The organism is Pseudomonas sp. SBT1-2 (assembly GCF_028640875.1).
GTDB lineage: Bacteria > Pseudomonadota > Gammaproteobacteria > Pseudomonadales > Pseudomonadaceae > Aquipseudomonas > Aquipseudomonas chlororaphis_I.
In genome coordinates, this window is the sequence record NZ_JAQZAA010000052.1 from 34370 (window position 1) to 60585 (window position 26216).

At 62.2% G+C, this 26216-nt stretch carries 24 protein-coding genes, 4 tRNA genes and 1 pseudogene; 24 read left to right on the forward strand and 5 right to left on the reverse strand.

Annotation, left to right across the window (positions count from 1 at the left end; all coding sequences use genetic code 11):
- Positions 1 to 57: 57 nt before the first annotated feature.
- Together proB and PVZ78_RS06470 are read left to right on the forward strand one after the other, a co-directional pair.
- The gene (proB, locus tag PVZ78_RS06465; RefSeq protein ID WP_007924743.1) at positions 58 to 1176 is read left to right on the forward strand and encodes a glutamate 5-kinase; all 1119 of its coding nucleotides are present in this window, start codon (positions 58 to 60) and stop codon (positions 1174 to 1176) included.
- Positions 1177 to 1186: 10 nt separating this feature from the next.
- Positions 1187 to 1651, forward strand: a complete 465-nt coding sequence (locus tag PVZ78_RS06470; RefSeq protein WP_053280991.1) for a CreA family protein — start codon at positions 1187 to 1189, stop codon at positions 1649 to 1651.
- Positions 1652 to 1805: 154 nt separating this feature from the next.
- Here the strand turns inward: PVZ78_RS06470 and rpsT are convergent, their stop codons facing one another.
- The gene (gene rpsT, locus PVZ78_RS06475) at positions 1806 to 2084 is read right to left on the reverse strand and encodes a 30S ribosomal protein S20 (RefSeq protein WP_009050949.1); all 279 of its coding nucleotides are present in this window, start codon (positions 2082 to 2084) and stop codon (positions 1806 to 1808) included.
- A gap of 253 nt (positions 2085 to 2337) precedes the next feature.
- Here rpsT and murJ point away from each other — a divergent pair, with 253 nt between their 5' ends.
- The 6 genes from murJ to ispH all read left to right on the forward strand — a co-directional run bounded on the left by murJ (position 2338) and on the right by ispH (position 9832).
- Positions 2338 to 3876 carry a murein biosynthesis integral membrane protein MurJ gene (gene murJ, locus PVZ78_RS06480; RefSeq protein WP_009050948.1) on the forward strand — a complete coding sequence of 513 codons (1539 nt, stop codon included), beginning with the start codon at positions 2338 to 2340 and terminating at the stop codon, positions 3874 to 3876.
- A 129-nt stretch (positions 3877 to 4005) separates the two neighbouring features.
- Positions 4006 to 4950 (forward strand): bifunctional riboflavin kinase/FAD synthetase, encoded by a 945-nt coding sequence (ribF, locus tag PVZ78_RS06485; protein WP_016703694.1) that lies wholly within the window; start codon positions 4006 to 4008, stop codon positions 4948 to 4950.
- Between the two features lie 13 nt (positions 4951 to 4963).
- The gene (ileS, locus tag PVZ78_RS06490; RefSeq protein WP_016703693.1) at positions 4964 to 7795 is read left to right on the forward strand and encodes an isoleucine--tRNA ligase; all 2832 of its coding nucleotides are present in this window, start codon (positions 4964 to 4966) and stop codon (positions 7793 to 7795) included.
- Positions 7788 to 8300 (forward strand): signal peptidase II, encoded by a 513-nt coding sequence (gene lspA, locus PVZ78_RS06495; protein WP_009045705.1) that lies wholly within the window; start codon positions 7788 to 7790, stop codon positions 8298 to 8300. The genes ileS and lspA overlap by 8 nt, the downstream gene beginning before the upstream one ends.
- A 7-nt stretch (positions 8301 to 8307) precedes the next feature.
- On the forward strand, positions 8308 to 8745 hold the full coding sequence (gene fkpB / locus PVZ78_RS06500) for an FKBP-type peptidyl-prolyl cis-trans isomerase (protein ID WP_172833189.1): 438 nt from the start codon (positions 8308 to 8310) through the stop codon (positions 8743 to 8745).
- Positions 8746 to 8884: 139 nt separating this feature from the next.
- A complete protein-coding gene (gene ispH, locus PVZ78_RS06505) occupies positions 8885 to 9832 on the forward strand; it encodes a 4-hydroxy-3-methylbut-2-enyl diphosphate reductase (protein ID WP_023969416.1) in 948 nt (315 codons plus the stop codon).
- On the opposite strand, the gene PVZ78_RS06510 is transcribed toward ispH, so the two are convergent.
- Positions 9833 to 10357 (reverse strand): GspH/FimT family pseudopilin, encoded by a 525-nt coding sequence (locus tag PVZ78_RS06510; RefSeq protein ID WP_273828403.1) that lies wholly within the window; start codon positions 10355 to 10357, stop codon positions 9833 to 9835.
- A gap of 133 nt (positions 10358 to 10490) precedes the next feature.
- Here PVZ78_RS06510 and PVZ78_RS06515 point away from each other — a divergent pair, with 133 nt between their 5' ends.
- The 7 genes from PVZ78_RS06515 to thiO are packed head-to-tail and all read left to right on the forward strand — an operon-like array spanning position 10491 to position 17233.
- Positions 10491 to 10961, forward strand: a complete 471-nt coding sequence (locus tag PVZ78_RS06515; protein WP_273828404.1) for a GspH/FimT family pseudopilin — start codon at positions 10491 to 10493, stop codon at positions 10959 to 10961.
- Positions 10958 to 11413: a type IV pilus modification protein PilV gene (gene pilV, locus PVZ78_RS06520; RefSeq protein ID WP_273828405.1), complete on the forward strand. Its 456-nt coding sequence runs from the start codon at positions 10958 to 10960 to the stop codon at positions 11411 to 11413. Before PVZ78_RS06515 ends, pilV begins: the two co-directional genes overlap by 4 nt.
- Positions 11410 to 12120, forward strand: coding sequence for a PilW family protein (locus PVZ78_RS06525; protein ID WP_273828406.1), 711 nt, complete (start codon positions 11410 to 11412; stop codon positions 12118 to 12120). Before pilV ends, PVZ78_RS06525 begins: the two co-directional genes overlap by 4 nt.
- Positions 12121 to 12131: 11 nt before the next feature.
- Complete coding sequence (locus tag PVZ78_RS06530) at positions 12132 to 12608, forward strand: pilus assembly PilX family protein (protein WP_231999306.1); 477 nt, start codon at positions 12132 to 12134, stop codon at positions 12606 to 12608.
- Entirely contained in the window at positions 12595 to 15663 is a 3069-nt protein-coding gene (locus PVZ78_RS06535) for a pilus assembly protein (RefSeq protein ID WP_273828407.1), read from the forward strand. Before PVZ78_RS06530 ends, PVZ78_RS06535 begins: the two co-directional genes overlap by 14 nt.
- Before the next feature lie 13 nt (positions 15664 to 15676).
- Entirely contained in the window at positions 15677 to 16078 is a 402-nt protein-coding gene (locus PVZ78_RS06540) for a type IV pilin protein (RefSeq protein ID WP_038575642.1), read from the forward strand.
- Positions 16079 to 16132: 54 nt separating this feature from the next.
- Positions 16133 to 17233, forward strand: coding sequence for a glycine oxidase ThiO (gene thiO / locus PVZ78_RS06545; RefSeq protein WP_273828408.1), 1101 nt, complete (start codon positions 16133 to 16135; stop codon positions 17231 to 17233).
- Here thiO and PVZ78_RS06550 read toward each other — a convergent pair.
- The 3 genes from PVZ78_RS06550 to PVZ78_RS06560 form a co-directional block, all read right to left on the reverse strand.
- Positions 17230 to 18558 carry a sigma-54-dependent transcriptional regulator gene (locus PVZ78_RS06550; protein ID WP_273828409.1) on the reverse strand — a complete coding sequence of 443 codons (1329 nt, stop codon included), beginning with the start codon at positions 18556 to 18558 and terminating at the stop codon, positions 17230 to 17232. The two genes, thiO and PVZ78_RS06550, sit on opposite strands and share 4 nt — an antisense overlap.
- 273 nt (positions 18559 to 18831) lie before the next feature.
- The gene (locus tag PVZ78_RS06555) at positions 18832 to 19065 is read right to left on the reverse strand and encodes a PP0621 family protein (protein WP_007924721.1); all 234 of its coding nucleotides are present in this window, start codon (positions 19063 to 19065) and stop codon (positions 18832 to 18834) included.
- Positions 19066 to 19199: 134 nt separating this feature from the next.
- On the reverse strand, positions 19200 to 20222 hold the full coding sequence (locus PVZ78_RS06560) for an outer membrane protein assembly factor BamD (protein WP_009050934.1): 1023 nt from the start codon (positions 20220 to 20222) through the stop codon (positions 19200 to 19202).
- A 152-nt stretch (positions 20223 to 20374) separates the two neighbouring features.
- On the opposite strand from PVZ78_RS06560, the gene rluD reads away from it, so the two are divergent.
- The 9 genes and pseudogenes from rluD to PVZ78_RS06605 form a co-directional block, all read left to right on the forward strand.
- Positions 20375 to 21337 carry a 23S rRNA pseudouridine(1911/1915/1917) synthase RluD gene (rluD, locus tag PVZ78_RS06565; protein ID WP_009050933.1) on the forward strand — a complete coding sequence of 321 codons (963 nt, stop codon included), beginning with the start codon at positions 20375 to 20377 and terminating at the stop codon, positions 21335 to 21337.
- Positions 21334 to 22059: a peptidoglycan editing factor PgeF gene (pgeF, locus tag PVZ78_RS06570; RefSeq protein WP_273828410.1), complete on the forward strand. Its 726-nt coding sequence runs from the start codon at positions 21334 to 21336 to the stop codon at positions 22057 to 22059. The genes rluD and pgeF overlap by 4 nt, the downstream gene beginning before the upstream one ends.
- A 130-nt stretch (positions 22060 to 22189) precedes the next feature.
- Positions 22190 to 24754, forward strand: a complete 2565-nt coding sequence (gene clpB / locus PVZ78_RS06575; protein WP_081359718.1) for an ATP-dependent chaperone ClpB — start codon at positions 22190 to 22192, stop codon at positions 24752 to 24754.
- A gap of 307 nt (positions 24755 to 25061) precedes the next feature.
- Positions 25062 to 25137: transfer RNA gene (locus PVZ78_RS06580), tRNA-Asn, on the forward strand.
- 9 nt (positions 25138 to 25146) lie between these two features.
- Positions 25147 to 25223: transfer RNA gene (locus tag PVZ78_RS06585), tRNA-Pro, on the forward strand.
- 5 nt (positions 25224 to 25228) lie between these two features.
- Positions 25229 to 25304 (forward strand) — tRNA-Lys (locus PVZ78_RS06590).
- Positions 25305 to 25397: 93 nt separating this feature from the next.
- A tRNA-Pro gene (locus PVZ78_RS06595) sits at positions 25398 to 25474 on the forward strand.
- A gap of 120 nt (positions 25475 to 25594) precedes the next feature.
- A pseudogene (locus PVZ78_RS06600) lies at positions 25595 to 25777 on the forward strand (IS3 family transposase); the annotation flags it as partial.
- Between the two features lie 176 nt (positions 25778 to 25953).
- The coding region (locus PVZ78_RS06605) for a transposase family protein (protein ID WP_273828319.1) at positions 25954 to 26216 on the forward strand (263 nt) is incomplete at its 3' end.

Consider the following 26216-nt stretch of genomic DNA (forward strand, 5'->3'; position numbering starts at 1 on the left):
CACGAATAACTTATGGGCGCGCTCGGTCGCGTGGCTCTCAAGCTAAGGTTGAAGAAGATGCGGAGTAAGGTGACAGGTGCGCAGCGCTGGGTCGTGAAGATCGGCAGTGCACTGCTGACGGCGGACGGCAAAGGGCTGGATCGCGCGGCAATGGGCGTTTGGGTCGAGCAGATGGTGGCCTTGCATGAGGCTGGCGTCGAGCTGGTATTGGTTTCCTCCGGTGCGGTCGCGGCCGGCATGAGTCGCCTGGGCTGGACCGCACGACCGAGTGCGATGCATGAGCTGCAGGCGGCCGCGGCCATCGGCCAGATGGGTCTGGTGCAGGCCTGGGAATCGAGCTTTGCCGAGCACGGCCTGCACACTGCGCAGATCCTGCTGACCCATGACGACCTGTCCGACCGCAAGCGTTACCTGAACGCCCGCAGCACCTTGCGTGCGCTGGTCGAACTCAAGGTGATTCCGGTCATCAATGAAAACGACACCGTGGTTACCGATGAGATCCGCTTCGGTGACAACGACACCCTGGCGGCCCTGGTGGCCAACCTGGTCGAGGCCGATCTGCTGGTGATCCTCACTGACCGCGACGGCATGTTCGATGCGGACCCGCGTAACAACCCCGATGCCCAACTGATTTACGAGGCGCGCGCCGACGACCCGGCGCTGGATGCGGTGGCGGGCGGTACCGGTGGTGCGCTCGGGCGTGGTGGCATGCAGACCAAGCTGCGCGCGGCGCGCCTGGCGGCCCGTTCCGGGGCGCACACCATCATTGTCGGTGGGCGCCTGGAGCGGGTGCTGGATCGCCTCAAGGCGGGCGAGCGCCTGGGTACCTTGCTGTCGCCTGAGCGCGGCATGCTGGCGGCGCGCAAGCAATGGCTGGCTGGGCACCTGCAAACCCGTGGCACCCTGGTGCTGGATGATGGTGCGGTGTCGGCCCTGTCCCAAGGCAACAAGAGCTTGCTGCCGGTGGGGGTCAAGCTGGTGCAGGGCAGCTTCCGCCGTGGCGAGATGGTGGTGTGCGTGGCGCCGGACGGGCGTGAAATCGCTCGCGGCCTGGCCAACTACAGCGCCCTGGAGGCGCAAAAAATCATCGGTCAGTCTTCTGATGCGATTGTCGGTTTGCTGGGGTACATGGCCGAGCCCGAGTTGGTTCACCGTGACAACCTGATTCTGGTCTAAGGAAAAACCAATGCGTGTAGCAAAAGGGTTGTTGGGGTTGCTGCTGGCGATGCCGCTGCTGGCCTCCGCTGAAGAGATCGGCCAGGTGTCGACGGTGTTCAAGTTTGTCGGGCCCAATGACCGCATTGTGGTCGAGGCCTTTGATGATCCGAAGGTGGAGGGCGTGACCTGCTACCTGTCGCGCGCCAAGACCGGTGGCGTGAAGGGTGGGCTGGGGTTGGCGGAGGATCGTGCCGAGGCCTCCATCGCTTGTCGGCAGGTCGGCCCAATCAGCTTCAAGGGTGAGCTCAAGGATGGCGAGGAGGTATTCAAGGAGCGCACTTCGCTGGTGTTCAAGACCATGCAGGTGGTGCGTTTCCTCGACAAGAAGCGCAATACCCTAGTGTACCTGGTCTATAGCGATCGGTTGATCGAGGGTAGTCCGCAGAATGCGGTGACGGCGATTCCGATCCTGCCTTGGGCGCAGAACCCGTAAAGGCCTTCAGGGCTTGCTCCTGCAGGTTGTGTCATTCCTGCAGGGGCGGCCGGTCGGCGCTCGATTGCTGGTGATAGCGGTTCAGTACTCAAAGCAGCAAATCGCAGGTAATAAAAAACCGACCCTGGGGTCGGTTTTTTAACAAGCGTGTCGCTTAGGCTGCAGCAGCAAGCTTCAGAGCCTTGATGTGGCCATTCAGGCGGCCTTTATGGCGAGCAGCTTTGTTCTTGTGGATGATGCCTTTATCGGCCATGCGGTCGATAACTGGCACGGCCAGAACATAAGCAGCTTGCGCTTTTTCAGCGTCTTTTGCGTCGATGGCTTTAACTACATTCTTGATGTAGGTACGAACCATGGAACGCAGGCTGGCGTTGTGGCTGCGACGCTTCTCAGCCTGTTTTGCACGTTTTTTGGCGGAAGGTGAGTTGGCCACCGTCGAGCTCCTCGAAAGACTTTTTGGGAAATAGCAAACAAAATAGGCCGCGAATCATGCCGATGAGTTGAAGGCTTGTCAAGGGCAGCTGATGCGTTCCGCTGAGTGGTTGGATCTGAAGAGGCGGGATATTTATTTCCGGCGCTTGACCTGTAAACTCGCGAGCTTTGGCTCTGTGCTGTTGCGGCGCGGAGTATCGCACAAGTGGGCGCATTGTTCGCCTGCTGTTTATCTACAGGCAAAAAACCTTTCCATGAACCTGCTCAAGTCGTTGGCCGCTGTCAGCTCTATCACCATGCTTTCCCGGGTTCTGGGGTTCGTGCGCGATACCATCATTGCGCGTACGTTCGGCGCCGGAATGGCGACGGACGCCTTCTTCATCGCCTTCAAGCTGCCCAACCTGCTGCGCCGCATCTTCGCCGAGGGCGCCTTTTCCCAGGCCTTCGTGCCGATCCTGGCGGAATACAAAAGCCAGCAGGGAGAGGAAGCGACCCGTACCTTTATTGCCTATGTGTCCGGCCTGCTGACCCTGGTGCTGGCGCTGGTGACGGCGCTGGGGATCATCGCCGCGCCCTGGGTGATCTGGGCGACGGCGCCAGGTTTTGTCGACACTCCGGAAAAATTCACGCTGACCACCGATCTGTTGCGCGTGACCTTTCCTTATATATTGCTGATCTCGTTGTCCTCCCTGGCGGGGGCGATCCTCAATACCTGGAACCGCTTTTCGGTCCCGGCGTTCGTGCCGACGTTGCTGAACGTCGCCATGATCGTGTTCTCGGTATTCCTGACACCTTATTTCGATCCGCCGGTCATGGCCCTGGGTTGGGCGGTGCTGGCGGGTGGCCTGGCGCAGTTGCTGTATCAACTGCCGCACCTGAAAAAGATCGGCATGCTCGTGCTGCCGCGCCTGAATCTGCGCGACACCGGGGTCTGGCGGGTGCTGAAGCAGATGCTGCCGGCCATTCTCGGGGTCTCGGTAAGCCAGATTTCACTGATCATCAACACCATCTTCGCCTCGTTCCTGGTGGCCGGCTCGGTGTCCTGGATGTATTACGCCGATCGCCTGATGGAGCTGCCTTCGGGGGTTCTGGGGGTAGCACTGGGCACGATCCTGCTGCCGACACTGGCCAAGACTTACGCCAACAAGGACCGGCATGAATATTCGCGGATTCTCGATTGGGGCCTGCGCCTGTGCTTCATGCTGGTGCTGCCTTGTGCGTTGGCGCTGGGGATTCTGGCCGAGCCACTGACGGTCTCGCTGTTCCAGTACGGCCAGTTCAGCGCCTTCGATGCGTCGATGACCCAGCGGGCGCTGGTCGCGTATTCGGTCGGCTTGCTCGCGATCATTGTGATCAAGGTGCTGGCGCCAGGCTTCTACGCCCAGCAGAACATTCGTACCCCGGTAAAAATCGCGATTTTCACGCTGATCGTCACGCAACTGCTGAACCTGGCGTTCATCGGTCCGCTGAAGCATGCGGGCCTGGCGCTGGCGATCAGCGCCGGGGCCTGTATCAACGCCGGTCTGCTGTTCTATCAACTGCGCAAACAGCAGATGTTCCTGCCGCAGCCAGGGTGGGGCAAGTTTGCCCTCAAACTGGTCGTTGCGGTGAGCGTGATGTCGGCGGTGTTGTTGGGGCTGATGCAGTTCATGCCGGCCTGGGATCAGGGGCATATGCTTGCGCGTTTCCTGCGTCTGGGCGTGCTGGTGGTGGCCGGCGTAGTGGCCTATTTCGGCATGCTGGCCTTGTTCGGTTTCCGCCTGCGCGACTTCAATCGCAAGGCGTTGCACTGAGGTCCAGAGGCGCTTGAACGCCAGCGAGGCAGTGGTTTTGTCGGTTCGATCACTTTGGCGCGTGCTGTTGCCTGTCACCGGCCGTCGGGTGTGGTTATAATCGACCACTTTATGAGCAAGAAGCGCGTTATGCAGCTGGTCCGAGGCCTCCACAATCTGCGCCCCCAGCATCGGGGCTGTGTCGCCACTATTGGCAACTTCGACGGTGTTCACCGTGGCCACCAGGCTATCCTGGGCCGGCTGCGTGAGCGTGCGCTTGAGTTGGGCGTGCCCAGCTGCGTGGTGATATTCGAGCCGCAGCCGCGCGAATTCTTCGCTCCGGATACCGCTCCTGCCCGTCTGGCACGCTTGCGCGACAAGCTGCAGCTGCTGGCCGAGGAGGGCGTCGACCGGGTCTTGTGCCTGGCGTTCAACCAGCGCTTGAGCAAGCTCAGCGCCAGCGAGTTCGTCGAGACCATCCTGGTCGATGGCCTGGGTGTGCAGCATCTGGAAGTCGGCGACGATTTTCGCTTCGGTTGCGACCGGGTCGGTGACTTCGACTTCCTGCAAAAGGCCGGTATCACCCACGGTTTTACCGTCGAGGCCGCGCAGACTGTCGAGCTGGATGGCCTGCGCGTCAGCAGCACCCAGGTCCGCAATGCCCTGGCGGCTGCCGATTTCGTATTGGCCGAGCGTCTGCTCGGTCGCCCGTTCCGCATCGCCGGGCGGGTCCTGCACGGACAGAAGCTGGCGCGCCAATTAGGTACGCCAACCATCAATGTGCAGCTCAAGCGCCGCCGTGTACCGCTGTCCGGGGTGTACCTGGTCAATGTCGACATCGACGGCAAGACCTGGCCGGGCGTCGCCAACATTGGCGTGCGGCCGACGGTGGCAGGTGATGGCAAGGCCCACCTGGAAGTCCATCTTTTAGATTTTGCCGGCGATCTGTATGACCGGCGTTTGACGGTAGTTTTCCACCACAAGCTGCGTGAAGAGCAGCGTTTCGCCTCTCTGGAGGCGCTGAAGACGGCGATCAACGCGGATGTCGCCGCCGCCCGTGCCGAAGTTGCACGTACCCATAGCGCCAATCGCTAATGAAGAGCCTTAAATGACCGACTATAAAGCCACGCTAAACCTTCCGGACACCGCCTTCCCAATGAAGGCCGGCCTGCCTCAGCGCGAACCGCAGATTCTGCAGCGCTGGGACAGCATTGGCCTGTACGGTAAGTTGCGCGAAATTGGCAAGGATCGTCCGAAGTTCGTTCTTCACGACGGTCCGCCCTACGCCAACGGCTCGATTCACATCGGTCATGCGGTCAACAAGATTCTCAAGGACATGATCATCCGCTCGAAGACCCTGGCGGGCTTCGACGCGCCTTATGTTCCGGGCTGGGACTGCCATGGCCTGCCGATCGAGCACAAGGTCGAGGTGACCCACGGCAAGAACCTGTCCTCGGACAAGACCCGTGAGCTGTGTCGCGCCTACGCCACCGAGCAGATCGAAGGCCAGAAGGCCGAGTTCATCCGCCTGGGTGTGCTGGGCGACTGGGCCAATCCGTACAAGACCATGGATTTTGCCAACGAAGCCGGGGAAATCCGTGCCCTGGCGGAAATGGTCAAGGGCGGTTTCGTGTTCAAGGGCCTCAAGCCGGTGAACTGGTGTTTTGACTGCGGCTCGGCCCTGGCTGAAGCGGAAGTCGAGTACCAGGACAAGAAGTCCTCGACCATCGACGTGGCCTTCCCGATCGCCGATGCAGACAAGCTGGCCGCCGCTTTCGGCCTGGCCAAGCTGAGCAAGCCGGCTTCGATCGTGATCTGGACCACCACTCCGTGGACCATCCCGGCCAACCAGGCGCTGAACGTTCACCCTGAGTTCAACTACGCCCTGGTCGATGCTGGCGACAAGCTGCTGGTCCTGGCCGAAGAGCTGGTGGAGTCCTGCCTGGCCCGCTACAACCTGGAAGGCTCGGTGATCGCCACCGCCCCGGGTTCGGCGTTGGAGCTGATCAACTTCCGTCACCCGTTCTACGATCGCCTGTCGCCGGTGTACCTGGCTGACTACGTCGAGCTGGGCGCCGGTACCGGCGTGGTTCACTCGTCGCCAGCCTACGGCGAAGACGACTTCGTGACCTGCAAGCGTTACGGCATGGTCAACGACGACATCCTCAACCCCGTGCAGAGCAACGGCGTGTACGCCAGCTCGCTGGAGTTCTTCGGCGGCCAGTTCATCTGGAAGGCCAACCCGGCCATCGTCGACAAGCTGACCGAAGTCGGTGCGCTGCTGCACACCGAAACCATCAGCCACAGCTACATGCATTGCTGGCGCCACAAGACCCCGCTGATCTACCGCGCCACCGCGCAGTGGTTCGTCGGCATGGACAAGCAGCCAACCAGCGGCAACACCCTGCGCCAGCGCGCGTTGCAGGCCATCGAAGAGACTCAGTTCGTTCCGGCCTGGGGCCAGGCGCGCCTGCATTCGATGATCGCCAACCGTCCGGACTGGTGCATCTCCCGTCAGCGCAACTGGGGCGTGCCGATCCCGTTCTTCCTGCACAAGGAAAGCGGCGAGCTGCACCCACGTACTGTCGAGCTGATGGAAGAAGTGGCCAAACGTGTCGAGCACGAAGGCATCGAAGCCTGGTTCAAGATGGACGCGGCCGAGTTGCTGGGCGATGAAGCCTCGCAATACGACAAGATCAGCGACACCCTGGACGTCTGGTTCGACTCCGGTACCACGCACTGGCACGTACTGCGCGGCTCGCACCCGATGGGCCACGCCAGCGGCCCGCGTGCCGACCTGTACCTGGAAGGTTCCGACCAGCACCGCGGCTGGTTCCACTCGTCCCTGCTGACCGGCTGCGCGATCGATGGCAATGCGCCGTATCGCGAACTGCTGACCCACGGTTTCACCGTCGACGAGAACGGTCGCAAGATGTCCAAGTCCCTGGGCAACGTCATCGCGCCGCAGAAGGTCAACGACACCCTGGGCGCCGACATCATGCGCCTGTGGGTCTCGGCCACCGACTACTCCGGTGAAATGGCGGTTTCCGACCAGATCCTGCAGCGCAGCGCCGACGCCTACCGGCGTATCCGCAACACCGCGCGCTTCCTGCTTTCCAACCTGAGCGGCTTCAACCCGGCCACCGATATCCTGCCGGCCGAAGAAATGCTCGCCCTGGACCGTTGGGCCGTGGACCGTACCCTGCTGCTGCAGCGCGAGCTGGAACTGCATTACGGCGAATACCGCTTCTGGAACGTCTACTCCAAGGTGCACAACTTCTGTGTGCAGGAGCTGGGCGGTTTCTACCTGGACATCATCAAGGACCGCCAGTACACCACCGGCGCCAACAGCAAGGCTCGTCGTTCGTGCCAGACCGCGCTGTTCCACATCTCCGAAGCGCTGGTGCGCTGGATCGCGCCGATCCTCGCCTTCACCGCCGACGAGCTGTGGCAGTACCTGCCGGGCGAGCGCAACGAGTCGGTGATGCTCAACACCTGGTACCAGGGCCTCAGCGAGCTGCCGGAAGGCTTCGAGCTGGACCGTGCCTACTGGGAGCGGATCATGGCGGTCAAGGTCGCGGTCAACAAGGAAATGGAGATCCAGCGCGCGGCCAAGGCCGTCGGTGGCAACCTGCAAGCCGAAGTGACCCTGTATGCCGAAGAGGCGCTGAGCGCCGACCTGGCCAAGCTGAGCAACGAGCTGCGTTTCGTGCTGATCACCTCCACTGCCAGCGTCGCGCCTTTCGCGCAGGCACCGGCGGATGCGGTGGAAACCGAAGTCGCCGGCCTCAAGCTGAAAGTGGTCAAGTCGAGCTTCGCCAAGTGCGCCCGTTGCTGGCACTGCCGTGAAGATGTCGGCGTGCACCCTGAGCACCCGGAAATCTGCGGTCGCTGCGTCGACAACATCAGCGGCGAAGGCGAGGTTCGTCACTATGCCTAATGCCACGGGCCGTTTCGGCCGTCTGGGCTGGCTGTGGTTGAGCGTGCTGGTCCTGGTCATCGACCAGGCCAGCAAGCTGCACTTCGAAAGCTCGCTGTCGATGTACCAGCAGATCGTGGTGATCCCGGATTACTTCAGCTGGACCCTGGCCTACAACACCGGCGCGGCGTTCAGCTTCCTGGCGGACAGCTCGGGCTGGCAGCGCTGGTTGTTCGCCCTGATTGCGGTGGTGGTCAGCGCGGTGCTGGTGGTCTGGCTCAAGCGCCTGGGGCGCAACGAAACCTGGCTGGCGGTCGCCCTGGCCCTGGTGCTGGGTGGCGCGCTGGGCAACCTGTACGACCGCATCGCCCTGGGCCATGTGATCGATTTCATCCTGGTGCATTGGCAGAACCGCTGGTACTTCCCGGCGTTCAACTTCGCCGACAGCGCCATCAGCGTGGGTGCGGTGATGCTTGCGCTGGATATGTTCAAAAGCAAGAAAACCGGAGAAGCCGTTCATGACTGAACAGGTATTGGCTGAACAACGCATCGGCCAGAACACGGAAGTCACTTTGCATTTCGCATTGCGCCTGGAGAACGGCGACACGGTGGACAGCACCTTCGACAAGGCCCCGGCGACCTTCAAGGTCGGTGACGGCAACCTGTTGCCAGGTTTTGAAGCGGCCCTGTTCGGTTTCAAGGCGGGCGACAAGCGTAACCTGACCATCGAACCGGAAAACGCCTTTGGCCAGCCGAACCCGCAAAATGTGCAGATCATCCCGCGTTCGCAGTTCCAGGATATGGAGCTGTCCGAAGGCCTGCTGGTGATCTTCAACGATGCGGCCAATACCGAGCTGCCAGGTGTGGTCAAAGCCTTTGACGATGCCCAGGTGACGGTTGACTTCAACCATCCGTTGGCCGGTAAAACCTTGACCTTTGATGTCGAAATCATCGACGTTAAAGCGCTGTAACTAACGAACCCGGCCTGCTGTAGGAGCGAGCTTGCTCGCGAAGTTCTTCAACGATAACGCTGGCATTCTGAATGACCGCGGTGTCTTTGAGTTCTTCGCGAGCAAGCTCGCTCCTACAGCGCAAGACACGAGGCACAGCATGCAAATCAAACTCGCCAACCCCCGTGGCTTCTGCGCTGGCGTGGACCGCGCGATCGAAATCGTCAATCGCGCCCTGGAGGTCTTCGGGCCGCCGATCTACGTGCGTCATGAAGTGGTGCACAACAAATTTGTCGTCGAAGACCTGCGCGCCCGCGGAGCGATCTTTGTCGAGGAGCTGGACCAGGTGCCGGATGACGTCATCGTGATCTTCAGCGCCCACGGCGTTTCCCAGGCCGTGCGCAGCGAAGCGGCGGGCCGTGGCCTGAAAGTCTTCGATGCGACCTGCCCGCTGGTGACCAAGGTGCATATCGAAGTGGCGCGCTACAGCCGCGACGGTCGCGAGTGCATCCTGATCGGCCATGCCGGCCACCCGGAAGTCGAAGGCACCATGGGCCAGTACGACGCCAGCAATGGCGGCGCGATCTACCTGGTGGAAGACGAGAAAGACGTCGCCGAACTGCAGGTGCGCAATCCTGAAAAGCTGGCGTTCGTGACCCAGACCACCTTGTCGATGGACGACACCAGCCGGGTCATCGACGCCCTGCGTGAGCGTTTCCCGGCCATTGGCGGGCCACGCAAGGACGATATCTGCTACGCCACGCAGAACCGTCAGGACGCGGTCAAGCAACTGGCCGACGAGTGCGATGTGGTGCTGGTGGTGGGCAGCCCGAACAGCTCCAACTCCAACCGCCTGCGTGAACTGGCCGAGCGCATGGCCACCCCGGCATACCTGATCGACGGTGCCGAGGATATGCAGCGCAGCTGGTTCGACGGCGTCGAGCGCATCGGCATCACCGCCGGGGCTTCGGCTCCCGAGGTGCTGGTGCGGGGCGTGATCGAGCAATTGCACGCCTGGGGTGCCACCGGCGCCGACGAACTGGCCGGCCGCGAAGAAAACATCACCTTCTCCATGCCCAAAGAGCTGCGCGTTCGTTCGCTGCTCTGATCAGCCCTGGCTGTCGCATAACGCCTGCGCGGCCTTGTCGCTGCGCAGGCTGACCCGCCCGCTGCGGGAAAGCACCACCTGATGCTGGCTCGTTCCCGGATCGGCCCCGCAGATGTGCAGCGTCCCGGCCTGAAAGGCCCCGCTGGGCAGCAGCGGATCGCCCAGGCCACTGAAACGCACGAACTGCTGCACCGGGCGATTGCCGACAATCGCCACCCGGGTGTCTCCCCGGCGTTCGAGCAGCACCGGGTTATCGCCGTCCTGCGAGCCCTCGCCACTGATATCCAGAATGATCCGCCAACCCTGGCTCCAGTCGTCGTTCAACCCGTGAATGACGATTCGCTGCTGGCGCAGGATGGCTTCGGTGCGCGCATTGCGGATGCCGCTGGCAAGCATCTGTGCGGCATCCAGCCGGCGAGTCGACTGGAACAACTCCCCGAATGAGGTGGTGGCGAACAGCATCAACAGGCTGGCAAGCGCCAGCCCCACGATTATTTCGATCAGGCCAAAACCCTTTTGCGGCATGGTTCTCCCTCCATGGAGTGCGGCAGGCCCGGACAATCCTTGCCCGGCCATTGAGCAAAACCGCGAACCTTCGGTCTATGAAGGTTCGAAGTGCTAGAGCCAGTTATAGCCGCTGGCCGCTCAAGGGGATGGCATGCGTTACCGCACAGAAGGGTTCACGCTGATCGAATTGCTGGTCGCCCTGGCAGTTTCGGCGATTTTGTTGACCCTGGTGGTTCCGGCATTCAGTCAGATGGCGCAGCGCGCCAAGGCCGACAGCGACATCAGCGAACTGCTGCGCAGCTTGAATTACGCGCGTCTGGAGGCGATCGACCGTGGCTTGCCCATTCATCTGCGCCCGGCCGCCGTGGATTCGGACTGGAGCCGGGGGCTGTCGATTTATCAAGGCGACGGGCCGGCGACGAATGTATTGCGGGTTGTTCCCGCGGTCAGTCGCGGCGCCCGGCTGACGCTAACCTCTGAATTCGACAGCATCGGATTCAACGCGCTGGGTGGCATATCGGCAGCGGTCCCGCCGGTCATGACCTATGTGCTGGGCGGGCAACACAGGACGATCACGCTGTGCCTGAACGGACGGATAGCGGTAAACGGGGAGTGCCAATGACGGGCAGGAGCGTGCAGGCCGGGATAACGCTGATCGAGGTGCTGGTGGCGGTGCTGATTCTCGGCGTGGGCCTGCTCGGTGCGGCGGCGGTCCAGCTCAATGCCCTGCGTTATACCGACAGTGCATTGATGACCAGCCAGGCCAGCTTCATCGCCTATGACATGCTCGATCGCATCCGCGCCAACAGCGCCGCGGACTACACCGTGGCGGCGCCCGATACCGGCAATTTCAGCGTGGTTCGGGACCAGGACCTGTATGACTTCAAGCGCAATGTCGAGAGCTTTGGCGGGCCGACCGCCGAGGGCCATATCAGCCTCAAGCAGGGTGTGTTCACCATCAGCATCACCTGGGATGACTCCCGCGCCGCCCATGTCTCAGACCCGCCTGCTGAAGGCTCCCGCAGTTTTGTCGTGAGCAGCCGGGTGGCGGTGGATCCGGGGGATAAGCGATGAGATGCGGGAACAGCGGTTTCGGCCTGATCGAAATGTTGGTGGCGCTGGCGTTGAGCCTGATTGTGGCCTTGGGTGTGACGCAGATTTTCATCTCGGCCAAAAACACCTACCTCAGCCAGAGCGCCTCGGCCGGCCTGCAAGAGGACGCGCGTTTCGTGCTGAGCAAGATGATCCAGGAAATACGCATGGTCGGCATGTTCGGCTGCCTGCAGAGCATCGCCGATTCCAGCACCGCCTCGGACTTCGCCGGCCATGCACAGACACCGATCCGCTGGGACAACGCCAACCACCGGCTGACGCTGGTCACGGCCGATATCGGCGACAGCGGCGGCGCCCCGACCTGGACCGTGCTGACCGATTGCCGCAACAGCGCCACCGCCTACACCGGCGCCCGCAAGGCCCCCACGGGGCAGCAGGCGTTTGCGGTGCGGCGCCTGGTGTACAGCCTGAAGAACGATCAACTGCTGATGGGCACCGGCACCGGCTCCAGTCAGGCGGTGCTGGTGAACAATGTCAGCGCTTTCGATGTGTCGTTCGGCATCGCCAGTACCGCTACGGATGTCGCGGCCTCTCGCTACAGTCGCGATCCAGGCGACCCGGCGCGGATCCGCAGCGTGCGCTTGAGCCTGACCCTGAGCGATCCCCAGGCACGCGTGCGGCCGCAGACGTTCAATGTGGTGGCCGCCTTGCGCAATCGTCTGTTGTGAGTGAGCTGCCGATGACTTCGTATCGAACGGCTCCCGGGGCGCAGCGCGGCATGGCGCTGCTGATGAGCCTGGTGTTCCTGTTGCTGCTGACCTTGATTGGCATTTCGTCGATGCAGAACGCCACGTTGCAGGAAAAGATGTCCGGCGGCCTGTGGCTGCGCAACCAGTCGTTCCAGGCGGCGGAGATGGCCCTGCGCATCGGTGAGAGCGCGGTGCAGCAGGACAGTTATTCGCTGCCGGTCTGTACCGGCGGCCAGTGCGCGCCGCCCGGCGAGTCCGCGGTCATCAGCGCCGCGGGCCACAACGGCCATTCGGGCGTGACCTGGATCGCCACCGGTAACGGCTTTTACGGGGTGCAGAACATCGGTACGGCGCTGGGGGCGGTCAATGTGCCGAGCAACACTTCCGCAACCCTGTACCGGGTGACCGCCGTCGGGCTGGCCGGCCATTCTCGCAGTGTGCTGGAGAGCATCTATGCCAAGTACTGAAGCCCGGGCGCTGCTGGCTGGCGCTTTGCTGAGCCTCTACCTGAGTGCCCCGGCCTACGGTTTCACCCCGGCCCAGGCGCCCTTGGCGAATGCGGCGGCGGTGGCGCCGAATGTAATGCTGCTGCTCGACGATTCGCAGAGCATGAACAGCATCGTCTATGCCCCTGGCTTCGATCCCGGGCTGGCGCGGGCGCCGCTCAGCCCCTGCCGGATGCAGGCCGGCGAATGCCTGCCCGGAGCCAGTCCGAGCGCGGATTCGATGGCCCTTTCAACGCTGAGCCAGGCGGGCTGCGCCAGCGGTTATGTCGGGTTCTACCGCGACAATGCCCGGCCACAGTGCCTCAAGCTGCCAGATCCGGCTGGGCGCGGCAGCACCCGTTATTCGGCCGCCTATTTGGCCTATCTGCTTGCCCTGGCCGACGGCCGCGACCGGGATTTCACCGATGGCTCGATTCCCGCTCAGGACCGGATGGCCCTGGTCCGTGAGGCCGCCAGCGAGCTGGTGGCTGACAACCGCGCGCTGCGCATCGGCCTGGCGAGCTTCAACCCGCCAGCAGGCGGCGATCTGGCGCCGGGCGGGCGTATCGTGCGCGCCATCAGCGATCTGGCACCAGTCAGCGACCAGGTCAGCCAGGCTCAGGCCGACGCAAACTACCAGGCATTGCTGTCCGCCATCGGCGGGCTCAGGGCCTCGGCCGAGGCGCCGCTGGCGGAAACCTATTACGAGATCAGTCGTTATTTTCGGGGCCTGACGCCTTACTACAACAGCTCTCCGTCCACCTATGGCAGCCCGATCCAGTACCGCTGCCAGCGCAATTACGGCCTGGTGGTGACCGATGGCCTGCCCAGTTACGACCACAGTTTTCCCTCCCGTGAACCCCAGGGGGCGGCCAGCCTGCCAGATTGGGATGGAGTGCCCAATGACGGCATTGATCCTGGCGGCAACGAGGAGGGCAGCAGCCTGTATCTGGATGACATCGCCAAGCTGGCGGTGGATATCGACATGCGCGCAGCGGGCCTGGATATCGCGGGGAAAAGCTGGGATTCGACGGGTTTCGCGCAACAGCACATGAACACCTACACCATCGGTCTCAACGCGCAGTACCCCATGCTGGCGGATGCGGCGAACTATGGCCGGGGCAAGTTCTACCCGGTGACTGACAAGCTGGGGCTCGACGCGGCACTGGCCTCGGCTCTGGGCGAGGTTTCGGCTTCCGCGGCCCAGGCGGGGAGCACCACGGCGGGTGCCGCCGGGCTGGCCAGCGGTTCGAGTTATTTCCAGGCGTCTTATGACCCCGGCGATTGGCACGGCACCATCAGGGCGTACGGCATCAGCCCCGCCGGCGCGGTCGATACCAGCACGCCGCTATGGAGCACGGACTCGACCCTGGTTCCCGATGCATCGCCGGGAATCTTCCAGGCCTGGAACAGCGCCACTCGGACCGCCGTTGCCTTGCGCCATGACCAGCTGTCCGGCGCGCAGCAGGCCGCGCTCGCTCAGGATCTGCCGCCTGGCATCAGCGCAGCCGATCTCTTGGCCTGGAGCCAGGGGGCTAACCGGGCAGGGCTCAAGGTGCGTAACCGATTGCTGGGGGATATCGTCAACTCGCCGCTGGTCATGGCGGCGCCGACCGCCCAGGACGCCGCCGATCTGCAGGGCGACAGCGGCTACAGCGCCTACCTGGCGAGCAAGGCCCAAGGCATGACCTCGAGTCTGCTGGTCAACGCCAATGACGGCCTGCTTTCGCTGATCGACCCGGAGAATGGCCGGCGCCGCTACGCCTATATGCCCTCCAGTGCCTTGCCGCTGCTGCATCACATCGCCGATCCCGGTTATGCCAATGGCGATCGTCATCGGTTCCTGGCCGATGGTCCGGTGGCGGTAGTCGATGCCCAGCTCGACACGGCCTGGGCAACCCTGGCGCTGGCGGGCACGGGGGCCGGCGGCAAGGTGTTTTACGCGGTGCAGCTGTATGGCCAGGCCGGCAATACGCCCCAGGCGCTGTGGGAAATCGCCGCGCCTGGGGTAGCCGATATCAGCCACCCATTCAATGATCTGGGTTATGCCTACGCTCGCCCGGAAGTGGCACGCTTGGCCGACGGGCGCTGGGCGGCCTTCATCGGCAATGGTTATGGCAGCCATTCTGGGGTGGCCGCCTTGTATGTGGTGGATATTCGCGACGGCTCGCTGATCAGGAAAATCCTGGTCGACGGCAATGGGCAGGAGAACGGCTTGTCCTCGGTGAAGTTGCAGGTGGACAGCCAGAATGTGGTCCAGGCGGCCTATGGTGGCGACCTCCAGGGCCATCTGTGGAAGTTCGATTTGAGCGGTCCGGCGCCGGACAGTTGGGGGCTGGCCTTTGGCGGCGCTCCGTTATTCAGCGCTCCGGGTGGCGCGACTCAGCCGATCACCGCGCAGCCGTTGCTGGTGGATCATCCCGAGGGCGGCAAGCTGGTGCTGTTTGGCACCGGCAAACTCAGTGAGCTGGCCGACAAGCGCAGCAAGGACGTCCAGGGCTTCTATGCGGTCTGGGATGCCCCAGGCGGGGCGGGGCGGATCACCTTGGCTGACCTGCAGGCGCAAGCGATCACCGGGCTGTTTGCCGGCAGCGCGGGTTCCTATATCACCAGCACCCAGGCGGACGTCAGTTATCCGGCCGAGCAGGGCTGGTACCTGCCGCTGGGGGAGGCGTCGAGCGGTGAGCGGGTCATCAACCCGGCCACGCTGGTGGCGGGTCGCATTGTCTTCAGCACCGCTGCCGTCGAGGCGAGCGACCCTTGTTCCAGCGCGGGCAACGGCAAATTGGTCGAGCTGGACGCATTCAGCGGTAAGATGCTCGACGACGCGGTGCTCGACACCAATGGCGACGAAGTGGTCGATGGCCTGGACACGCCTTCCAGCGGTGTCATTTTCACCGGCGGCATTCCTGCGTTGAGTGCGGTGCTTAACCGCGCTACCCGCAAAATTGTCAGCGATTCCGGCGGCGGTATTGCCTCCCTGGTCGAGAAACCGGGCGGTGGCAGCCGCCGCATCATGTGGCGACAAATACAGTAAGTGAGAGTGAGGCATGCGTAGATCCAACCAAGGTTTTACCCTGATCGAAATCATGATCGTGATTGCGATCATCGGGCTCGTCGTCACCCTGAGCCTTCCCAGCATCACCGAGTACGTGAAGAAAACCCATCGCACGCAAATCGCCGGCCTGCTGTCGGAGCAGGCGCAGAGCCTTGAGCGTTTCCACTCCAAGGGCGGTGTCTACAGCAACGCTCCGGGCCTCAGTGCCGGCAACGATGACTACAGCATCACGCCAGTGTTGGCCGACCAGAGCTTCACCCTGACCGCGACACCGAAAATCGAGAGCATGATGGCCGGCGACAAGTGCGGCGAGTTCACCCTTAGCCACACCGGTGCCATGGGCAACAACAATATGGCCGACGGGGTGACCAGCAAAGACTGCTGGGGACGCTGAGCAACCTTGTCGGGTGCTGGCGGCGCCCGGTGTTTTTACTTCCTGGACTGGACTATGGCAAAGCAACAGCAAGTGGTGATTGTCGGCGGTGGAGTGATCGGCCTGCTGACCGCGTTCAACCTGGCGTCCGCCGGGCAGCAAGTGGTGCTGCTCGAGCGCTCGAATGTCGGCCAGGAGTCCTCCTGGGCCGGCGGCGGGATCGTCTCGCCGCTGTACCCCTGGCGCTACAGCCCGGCGGTCACGGCGCTGGCGCATTGGTCGCAGGACTTTTATCCACAGCTGGCCGAGCGCCTGTTCGCCACCACCGGTGTCGATCCTGAAGTGCATACCACCGGCCTGTACTGGCTGGACCTGGACGACGAAGCCGAAGCGCTGGCCTGGGCCCGGCGCGAACAGCGGCCATTGAGCGCTGTGGATATCTCAGTGGCCCATGACGCGGTGCCGGTGCTCGGCGGCGGTTTTTCGCGGGCGATCTACATGGCCGACGTGGCCAACGTGCGCAATCCGCGGCTGGTCAAGTCGCTGAAGGCCGCGCTGTCGGCGTTGCCGGCGGTGACCATTCACGAGCACTGCGAAGTCAGCGGGTTTATCCGCGAAGGTGAGCGAGTTCTCGGGGTACAGACCTCCCTGGGCGAAATCCGTGGCGACCAGGTGGTGCTGGCGGCAGGGGCCTGGAGCGGCGAATTGCTCAAGAGCCTGGACCTGGCATTGCCGGTGGAACCAGTCAAAGGCCAAATGATCCTCTACAAATGCGCCTCGGACTTTCTTTCCAGCATGGTCCTGGCCAAAGGGCGTTACGCGATTCCCCGGCGCGACGGCCACATCCTGATCGGCAGCACCCTGGAGCACGAAGGCTTCGACAAGACCCCGACCTTATCGGCCCTGGAAAGCCTGAAGGCTTCGGCCATCGAGTTGATCCCGGCGCTGGCGCAGGCCGAGGTGGTGGGGCATTGGGCGGGCTTGCGTCCGGGTTCGCCCGAGGGCATTCCCTATATCGGCCCGGTCCCGGGGCTGGAGGGGCTGTGGCTGAACTGCGGGCATTACCGCAACGGTTTGGTCCTGGCGCCCGCGTCCTGCCAGCTGTTCGCCGACCTGATGCTGGGCCGGGAGCCGATCATCGACCCGGCGCCTTATGCGCCCAGTGGGCGCATCTAATCCAGGCCGAGTTTCTTCAGCCTGTAGCGCATCGAACGAAACGACAGGCTCAAGCGCTGGGCCGCCGCCGTGCGGTTCCAGCGGGTGTGCTCCAGGGCCTGGAGGATCAGCCGGCGCTCGACTTCCTGCAGATAACCTTCAAGGTCGATCACCTGTGCCGGGCCGGGCGCGATGGCCGGGTGTGCGCCGTTTGGTGTCAGTTGCAGGTCGCGTGCTTCGATCTGCCGGTTCTCGCACAGGGTGTGCGCCCGTTCGAGCAGGTTCTCCAGCTCGCGCACGTTGCCGGGAAAGTCGTAGCCCTGGAGTGCCAGCAGCGCGCCTGGCTGGAGCCGCGCCAACTGTTGGCCGTTGCCCTGTGCCAGGCGCTCGAGGATGGCTGTGGCCAAGGGTTCGATATCAGCCTTGCGCGCCCGTAGCGGTGGCACCGCCAGCTCGATCACGTTGAGGCGGTAGTAGAGGTCCTGACGAAAACGCCCGGCACACACTTCCGCCTGCAGTGCCTTGTGGGTGGCGCAGAGAATGCGCACATCGACCTGGACCTCCTGCTGCCCGCCGACACAGCGCACCGCCTTCTCCTGGAGCGCACGGAGCAATTTGACCTGCATTGCCAGTGGCAGATCGGCCACCTCATCGAGAAACAGGGTGCCGCCGTGCGCTGCCTGGAACAGGCCGGGTTTGTCTTCGACGGCACCGCTGAAGCTGCCTTTGCGATGGCCGAAAAACTCGCTCTCCATCAGTTCCGGCGGAATAGCCCCGCAGTTGATCGGCACGAAGCCCTGGCTGGCCCGTGGTCCCTGGTCGTGAATCGCACGGGCGGCCAGTTCCTTGCCGCTGCCGGACTCTCCGCTGATATAGACCGAGGCCTGACTCTGGGCCAGTTTGTGGATCTGTCCACGCAGTTTGTGCATGGCGGTCGAATTGCCCAGCAAGGGGCCAGTAACAGGCTTCGGTGGTATCGATTTGGGCAGGGCGCCGTTCAGTAGCTCGCGCAAGCGGGCCAGGGCCACGGGTTTGCTCAGGAAGTCGATGGCGCCGGCCTTCAGGACCCGGACCGCGGTTTCCTGGCGGGCGCAGGTGCTGAGTATGGCCAGTGGCACTTGCAGCCGGTGGCGCTGGATATGCTCGAGTAATTCCAGCCCCGTGCCGTCGGGCAGATACAGGTCGCTCAGGCACAGGTCGAAACCTTCCCGGGCCAGCCAGTGACGCGCTTCACCCAGGGTGCGGGCGCTACGGGTATGGCGCTGCATCCGGCCGAGGCTGATTTCCAGATATTCGCGAATGCCTGGATCGTCATCGACGATCAGGACTTTTTGCTGTGGGCTCATGCTGCTTACTGCCTCATCCGTGAGCGAAAGAGGTGCGAGAGCACCCGCCATCCTGGCGTGTCGTGAAGTCTAGGCAGGCTTGAGGTCGTTGGCCCTGCTCAGGGCCGGGTTGTTTGGCCGGGTTCAGGATGATGTGCAGGGCATATGCCCGGTTTGCCGAGGGTTGCCGGCCGGATATGAGACGAGGGTGGGCTGGAGGCTTTTTTGTAGCGAATTATTCAGCGGTGCAAACAACGCGCTTTCGACGTCATCTGCACCACTGCCGGTCGAGGCTCAGCGATCGCGGGAGATCGGGCCTTGCTCCAGGTGGGCCTGGCTGCAATACCACTGTTGCTCGAGGCTCAGCGCCCGGTCACGGGGCAGGTGCACGCCGCAATGGGCGCAGCGCACCATGGGCGTGGTGCTGGGTTCGCGGGGAGCAGCGGTGCCGGAGGCGGGCTGCTTGAATTTGCGCCAGAGCCATACCGCAGCGGCAATCAGGGCGATCCAGAACAGTAAACGAAGCATGGTAGCCAGCTATGTGAGTGAGGAACCGGCAGTTTAGCCAAGGTCATGCCGGGCGCACAGTGCAATCAGCGCTGAAATCCGCGGACAAAAAAAGGGAGACTCGAAAGTCTCCCTTTTGGCTAACCGCGGCGGTGTCAGTCGAACACGCCGAAGGTCATGTAGCTGAACCACGAGCGATCGCTGTTGTTGCCTTCGGCTTCGTGCTGTTCTTCTTCGACAGCGTCGCCATTGGCGTCTTTAGGCTTGAGCTCGGCCGGAATCGCGTCCTTGGCGTCCTGGTATTGCTTCATCACGTCCTGGTTGGCGCGGGTTTCTCCCGGCGGCAGCGGTGGACGGGACTCGATCAGGCCCAGGGTGGCCTTGCTCAGCCAGGAGCGGTTGTCCGCCTCGGCGACCCGTGGCACGAACTGGCCGTCGACCAGGCTCGGGTGATCGGGGTAGTTGAGCTTCAGGGTTTCCAGGCTGGTGGCGGCCAGTTCGTCCAGGTGCAGACGCTGGTAAGCCTCGGTCATCACCGCCAGGCCATCGGCCACCGACGGGGTTTCCTGGAAGTTTTCCACCACGTAACGGCCACGGTTGGCGGCGGCTACATAGGCCTGACGGGTCAGGTAGTAGTCGGCCACATGGATTTCGTAGGAGGCCAGCAGGTTGCGCAGGTAGATCATGCGCTGCTTGGCGTCCGGCGCGTAGCGGCTGTTCGGGAAGCGGCTGGTGAGCTGGGCGAACTCGTTGTAGGAGTCGCGCGCGGCACCCGGGTCACGCTTGGTCATGTCCAGCGGCAGGAAGCGCGCCAGCAGGCCGACGTCCTGGTCGAAGGAGGTCAGGCCCTTGAGGTAGTAGGCGTAGTCCACGTTCGGGTGTTGTGGATGCAGGCGGATGAAACGCTCGGCGGCGGACTTGGCAGCTTCCGGCTCGGCGTTCTTGTAGTTGGCATAGATCAGTTCGAGTTGTGCCTGATCCGCGTAGCGGCCGAACGGATAACGCGACTCCAGGGCCTTGAGCTTGGCGGTGGCGCTGGTATAGCTGTTGTTGTCCAGGTCGGTCTGCGCCTGCTGGTACAGCTCGACCTCGCTCAGGTTTTCGTCAACGACTTCCTTCGATGAGCAAGCAGCGGTCAGTGCGAGGATGGCGATCAGCAGCAGGTGTTTCACTTGCATGGCGGCTTGCGTCCCTATGACGGCCGCTGTCTTGGGCGGGGCCGTCCTGTTATGATGAGCGCCCCGTTGAAAAAGCCTCGGGGCAAAAGACGCCGTATTTAACCACAAGCGCGCAGCCGAAACCAAAGGCTGTGCCGACGCCTAGTCTGAGCATGTCCGATAAAATTGAACTTCGCGCAGAGGTGCCGTCCGAACTGGGCGGCCAACGCCTCGATCAAGTCGCCGCCCAATTATTCGCTGAGCACTCGCGCTCGCGCCTTTCCGCCTGGATCAAAGACGGCCGCCTGACTGTGGATGGAGCGGTTATCCGCCCGCGAGACATCGTCCATGGCGGCGCGGTTCTTGAGCTGACCGCCGAGCAGGAAGCTCAGGGAGAATGGATCGCTCAGGACATCGAATTGGATATCGTCTATGAAGACGACGATATCCTGGTCATCAACAAGCCTGCCGGCCTGGTGGTCCACCCCGCCGCCGGTCACGCCGATGGCACGCTGCTCAATGCACTGCTGCACCATGTCCCGGACATCATCAACGTGCCGCGCGCCGGCATCGTCCATCGCCTGGACAAGGACACCACCGGTCTGATGGTGGTGGCCAAGACCATCCAGGCGCAGACCCAGCTGGTTGCCCAGTTGCAGAGCCGCAGCGTCAGCCGCATCTATGAATGCATCGTGATCGGTGTGGTCACCGCCGGTGGCAAGATCAATGCGCCGATCGGCCGGCATGGCCAGCAGCGCCAGCGCATGGCCGTGATGGAAGGTGGCAAGCAGGCCGTCAGCCATTATCGCGTGCTCGAGCGTTTCCGTTCCCACACCCATGTGCGGGTCAAGCTGGAAACCGGCCGTACCCACCAGATTCGCGTGCACATGGCGCACATCAACTTCCCGTTGGTCGGCGATCCGGCCTACGGCGGCCGCTTCCGCATTCCGCCGGCGGCGAGCCCGACCATGGTCGAATCCCTGAAACACTTCCCGCGTCAGGCGCTGCATGCGCGTTTCCTGGAGCTGGATCATCCAACCACCGGTGAACGCATGAGCTGGGAGTCGCCGCTGCCGGAAGACTTCGTCTGGCTGCTGACCCTGCTCAAGCAGGACCGCGAGGCCTTCGTCGGATGAGTGACTGGCTGATTCCTGACTGGCCTGCGCCGGCCGGGGTCAAAGCCTGCGTCACCACCCGTGCGGGCGGCGTCAGCCTGGCGCCGTTCGACAGCCTCAACCTGGGCGATCATGTCGACGACGATCCGCAGGCAGTAGCCGAAAACCGCCGCCGCCTGACCGATCATTTCTCCATACAGCCAGCCTGGCTGAAGCAGGTCCACGGTATTGATGTGGTCGAGGCGGATCCGTCCGTCGTCGCCACCGCCGATGCCAGCTGGACGGCCACGCCCGGCATCGCCTGTAGCGCCATGACCGCCGATTGCCTGCCAGCGCTGTTCTGCGACCGCGCCGGTACTCGTGTGGCGGCGGCCCATGCCGGTTGGCGCGGGTTGGCGGCCGGAGTGCTGGAGGCGACGCTCGCTAGCCTGAAGGTTGCGCCTGAGGATGTACTGGTCTGGCTGGGGCCGGCCATCGGTCCGCAAGCCTTCGAAGTCGGGCCGGAAGTCCGTGAGGCGTTCGTCCGCCACTTGCCGCACACCGAGCAGGCCTTTGTGCCGAGCCACAATCCCAGCAAGCTTATGGCTGACATCTATACGCTGGCCCGCCTGCGCCTGGCGGCATGCGGCGTCACGGCCGTGTATGGCGGTGGTTTCTGCACCGTGAGCGATCCGCGTTTCTATTCCTACCGCCGCAGCCCGCGTACCGGGCGCTTTGCTTCCCTGATCTGGCTGGAACGCTAGACTCTTCTGACCTGTGTCAAGCTCGACAGGCTTGAATCTTCCAGAATCGACCGCATCTACAGGGGTATCTGGCAGGTTTCTCTATTTAGGTGTGTCCATCGCTCCGACCTGCTCAAAAGGAAGGTGACTAATGCGTATAGACCGATTAACCAGCAAGCTGCAGCTGGCATTATCCGATTCTCAATCCCTGGCGGTCGGCCTCGATCATCCGGCCATTGAGCCTGCACACTTGATGCAGGCCCTGCTCGAGCAGCAGGGCGGTTCGATCAAGCCGCTGCTGATGCAAGTGGGCTTCGACGTGAACAGCCTGCGCAAGGAGTTGAGCAAAGAGCTCGACCACTTGCCGAAAATCCAGAATCCCACCGGCGACGTGAACATGTCGCAGGATCTGGCGCGCCTGCTGAACCAGGCCGATCGCCTGGCGCAACAGAAGGGCGACCAGTTCATCTCCAGCGAGCTGGTGCTGCTGGCGGCCATGGACGAAAACAGCAAGCTCGGCAAATTGCTGCTGGGCCAGGGCGTCAGCAAGAAAGCGCTGGAAAACGCCATCAATAACCTGCGTGGCGGCGAGGCGGTGAATGACGCCAACGTCGAGGAGTCGCGCCAGGCCCTGGATAAATACACCGTCGACCTGACCAAGCGTGCCGAAGACGGCAAGCTCGATCCGGTGATCGGCCGTGACGACGAAATTCGCCGCACCATTCAGGTGCTGCAACGCCGGACCAAGAACAACCCGGTGCTGATCGGCGAGCCTGGCGTGGGTAAAACCGCGATTGCCGAAGGCCTGGCCCAGCGCATCATCAATGGCGAAGTGCCGGATGGGCTGAAAGGCAAGCGCCTGCTGTCCCTGGACATGGGCGCGCTGATTGCTGGCGCCAAGTACCGCGGCGAGTTCGAAGAGCGCCTGAAATCCCTGCTCAACGAGCTGTCCAAGCAGGAAGGGCAGATCATTCTGTTCATCGACGAACTGCACACCATGGTCGGCGCCGGCAAGGGCGAAGGCTCGATGGATGCGGGCAACATGCTTAAGCCGGCCCTGGCTCGGGGTGAGCTGCATTGCGTTGGCGCTACCACGCTCAACGAGTACCGCCAATATATAGAGAAGGACGCGGCCCTCGAGCGGCGCTTCCAGAAAGTCCTGGTGGATGAGCCGAGCGAAGAAGACACCATCGCCATCCTGCGTGGCCTGAAAGAGCGTTATGAGGTGCACCACAAGGTGGCGATCACCGACGGCGCGATCATTGCCGCGGCCAAGCTCAGCCATCGCTACATCACCGATCGGCAGTTGCCGGACAAGGCGATCGACCTGATCGACGAAGCCGCCAGCCGTATCCGCATGGAGATCGACTCCAAGCCGGAAGTGCTGGACCGTCTGGAGCGGCGCCTGATTCAACTGAAGGTTGAGTCCCAGGCCCTGAAGAAGGAAGACGACGAAGCGGCGATCAAGCGCCTGGAGAAACTCCAGGAGGAAATCACCCGTCTGGAGCGCGAATACGCCGACCTGGAAGAAGTCTGGACCTCGGAGAAAGCCGAAGTGCAGGGTTCGGCGCAGATCCAGCAGAAAATCGAGCAGTCCCGCCAGGAACTGGAAGCCGCGCGCCGCAAAGGCGACCTGAACCGCATGGCCGAGTTGCAGTACGGGGTGATCCCGGACCTGGAGCGCAGCCTGCAGATGGTCGACCAGCATGGTCAAAGCGAAAACCAGCTGTTGCGCAGCAAGGTGACCGAAGAGGAAATCGCTGAAGTCGTGTCCAAGTGGACCGGTATTCCGGTGTCGAAGATGCTCGAAGGCGAGCGCGACAAGCTGCTGAAGATGGAAAGCCTGCTGCACCAGCGCGTCATCGGCCAGAACGAAGCCGTGGTGGCGGTGGCCAACGCCGTGCGGCGTTCCCGCGCTGGGTTGTCCGATCCGAACCGGCCAAGTGGCTCGTTCATGTTCCTCGGCCCGACCGGTGTGGGTAAAACCGAGCTGTGCAAGGCGCTGGCCGAATTCCTTTTCGATACCGAAGAGGCGATGGTGCGGATCGATATGTCCGAATTCATGGAGAAACATTCCGTGGCTCGGTTGATCGGTGCGCCTCCAGGCTACGTCGGCTACGAGGAGGGCGGTTACCTGACCGAGGCGGTGCGTCGTAAGCCTTATTCGGTGATCCTGCTGGACGAGGTCGAGAAGGCTCATCCAGACGTGTTCAACATCCTGCTGCAGGTGCTGGAAGACGGCCGCCTGACGGACAGCCACGGGCGTACCGTGGATTTCCGCAATACGGTGATCGTCATGACCTCCAACCTGGGCTCGGTGCAGATCCAGGAGCTGGTGGGGGATCGCGAAGCCCAGCGGGCGGCAGTGATGGATGCGGTGTCGAGCCATTTCCGTCCGGAGTTCATCAACCGGATCGACGAAGTGGTGATCTTCGAGCCATTGGCTCGGGACCAGATCGCCGGCATCACCGAGATCCAGCTGGGCCGTCTGCGCGGCCGCCTGGCGGAGCGAGAGCTCAAGCTGGAGCTGAGTGGCGAGGCCTTGGACAAACTGATTGCCGTGGGCTACGACCCGGTCTATGGCGCGCGCCCGCTCAAACGAGCGATCCAGCGCTGGATCGAGAACCCGCTGGCGCAGTTGATTCTGTCTGGCAGTTTCCTGCCGGGAGCCACTGTGACGGCCAAGGTGGAAAACGACGAAATCGTCTTTGTCTGAGCCGAATAGGGCGTCGTTGTGAAGGAGGCCTCGCATTGCGAGGCCTTTTTTTTGCATAGGGCGTTGAACTGTAAGGCAAAGGCTTGTAAAGTGCGCCCCGCAGTACGTCACCCCAAGGGTTTTTCCTCCCCGAGGAAAAAACTAAAATAAGTTGCAAATCATTGTCTTGAAAGCAATTTAGGGGGTTGACAGAGGTTTTTAAGATTGTAGAATAGCGCGCCTCAGAGACATGAACGTAGCGATACGGACCAGGTCGACGAGGAGGCTTCTAGAAATAAAAGCCTGTTGTAAACTTGAAATGTTCAGTTCCGTGATAGCTCAGTCGGTAGAGCAAATGACTGTTAATCATTGGGTCCCAGGTTCGAGTCCTGGTCACGGAGCCAATTTCAAACCGGGGTATAGCGCAGTCCGGTAGCGCGCCTGCTTTGGGAGCAGGATGTCAGGAGTTCGAATCCCCTTACCCCGACCATATTTGGGTCGTTAGCTCAGTTGGTAGAGCAGTTGGCTTTTAACCAATTGGTCGTAGGTTCGAATCCCACACGACCCACCATTTTTGAGACCAGCTCGCTGGAATCGAATCTTAAGATCAGACGCCAAAAGCTCTGTTCGCAGAAGGCGCCTTTAAAAGGTGCCTTTTTTTTACCGGGGTATAGCGCAGTCCGGTAGCGCGCCTGCTTTGGGAGCAGGATGTCAGGAGTTCGAATCCCCTTACCCCGACCATACTGAAAATCCTCGTATCGAAAGATACGGGGATTTTTTTTGCCCGGAATTTGGTGTCGGTTGTGTCTGTCCTTTCCTGAATAAGGTTCACACCTTCTGATCTCTTTTCAGGAGGACGTACTGGAAGCGAGAAAACGGCGCTGTCAGCGTGATTACACGCTGACTATTAAATTGCCGGTCGTCGACCAGGTTGAAAAGGAGCCGAGTCATAAAGAGGCTCAGGCGCGCTACGGCATTCAAGGCAAGACGACCGTTCTGATGTGGCTGTATACAAAGCACGGTCGGCAGGATTGGAGCGCAGGCGCACATACTGGCTTGCTGAAGATGGTTTCGTGCCTTGGGCGTGAAGCAAAAAAAGCCCCGATAATTCGGGGCTTTTTTTGGGTTCTTCACGGAATTCCGGGAAACACAGAAACAAGAACGCCGATTTGATTGATGATGTTCGTGCGAGCAAACACATCTAAAAAACCGGCGTTCTTATGCACGATATTAATACTTTCCTTCCTTTTTGGGAGGGCTTTTCTGTCGTCACGATCAAGCCTGATGGCGATGCCCTACAGATCGATCTGACGCCCCACACCACCCGATTCCCTTCCTGTGGTGGATGCCAAAAGCCCTGTTCAACCACTCACGAGTATTGCGAGCGAGTCGTTCGTGATTTGCCCATTCTCGGCCGTGCAGTGCGCCTCAGCGTTTTGCTCAGACGTGTTGGCTGTCGTGACTGCGGCAAACGCATGGAGAC

Bases quoted from the DNA above. Each gene is read 5' to 3' on its own strand.
- rluD (WP_009050933.1), top strand. From the start codon at position 20,375: ATGTCCGATAAAATTGAACTTCGCGCAGAGGTGCCGTCCGAACTGGGC.
- PVZ78_RS06510 (WP_273828403.1), bottom strand. From the start codon at position 10,357: ATGCCGCAAAAGGGTTTTGGCCTGATCGAAATAATCGTGGGGCTGGCG.
- PVZ78_RS06550 (WP_273828409.1), bottom strand. From the start codon at position 18,558: ATGAGCCCACAGCAAAAAGTCCTGATCGTCGATGACGATCCAGGCATT.
- lspA (WP_009045705.1), top strand. From the start codon at position 7,788: ATGCCTAATGCCACGGGCCGTTTCGGCCGTCTGGGCTGGCTGTGGTTG.
- PVZ78_RS06530 (WP_231999306.1), top strand. From the start codon at position 12,132: ATGACTTCGTATCGAACGGCTCCCGGGGCGCAGCGCGGCATGGCGCTG.
- ileS (WP_016703693.1), top strand. From the start codon at position 4,964: ATGACCGACTATAAAGCCACGCTAAACCTTCCGGACACCGCCTTCCCA.
- thiO (WP_273828408.1), top strand. From the start codon at position 16,133: ATGGCAAAGCAACAGCAAGTGGTGATTGTCGGCGGTGGAGTGATCGGC.
- pilV (WP_273828405.1), top strand. From the start codon at position 10,958: ATGACGGGCAGGAGCGTGCAGGCCGGGATAACGCTGATCGAGGTGCTG.
- PVZ78_RS06535 (WP_273828407.1), top strand. From the start codon at position 12,595: ATGCCAAGTACTGAAGCCCGGGCGCTGCTGGCTGGCGCTTTGCTGAGC.
- clpB (WP_081359718.1), top strand. From the start codon at position 22,190: ATGCGTATAGACCGATTAACCAGCAAGCTGCAGCTGGCATTATCCGAT.
- pgeF (WP_273828410.1), top strand. From the start codon at position 21,334: ATGAGTGACTGGCTGATTCCTGACTGGCCTGCGCCGGCCGGGGTCAAA.
- PVZ78_RS06555 (WP_007924721.1), bottom strand. From the start codon at position 19,065: ATGCTTCGTTTACTGTTCTGGATCGCCCTGATTGCCGCTGCGGTATGG.
- ribF (WP_016703694.1), top strand. From the start codon at position 4,006: ATGCAGCTGGTCCGAGGCCTCCACAATCTGCGCCCCCAGCATCGGGGC.
- murJ (WP_009050948.1), top strand. From the start codon at position 2,338: ATGAACCTGCTCAAGTCGTTGGCCGCTGTCAGCTCTATCACCATGCTT.
- ispH (WP_023969416.1), top strand. From the start codon at position 8,885: ATGCAAATCAAACTCGCCAACCCCCGTGGCTTCTGCGCTGGCGTGGAC.
- PVZ78_RS06560 (WP_009050934.1), bottom strand. From the start codon at position 20,222: ATGCAAGTGAAACACCTGCTGCTGATCGCCATCCTCGCACTGACCGCT.
- PVZ78_RS06515 (WP_273828404.1), top strand. From the start codon at position 10,491: ATGCGTTACCGCACAGAAGGGTTCACGCTGATCGAATTGCTGGTCGCC.
- PVZ78_RS06540 (WP_038575642.1), top strand. From the start codon at position 15,677: ATGCGTAGATCCAACCAAGGTTTTACCCTGATCGAAATCATGATCGTG.
- PVZ78_RS06470 (WP_053280991.1), top strand. From the start codon at position 1,187: ATGCGTGTAGCAAAAGGGTTGTTGGGGTTGCTGCTGGCGATGCCGCTG.
- PVZ78_RS06525 (WP_273828406.1), top strand. From the start codon at position 11,410: ATGAGATGCGGGAACAGCGGTTTCGGCCTGATCGAAATGTTGGTGGCG.
- proB (WP_007924743.1), top strand. From the start codon at position 58: ATGCGGAGTAAGGTGACAGGTGCGCAGCGCTGGGTCGTGAAGATCGGC.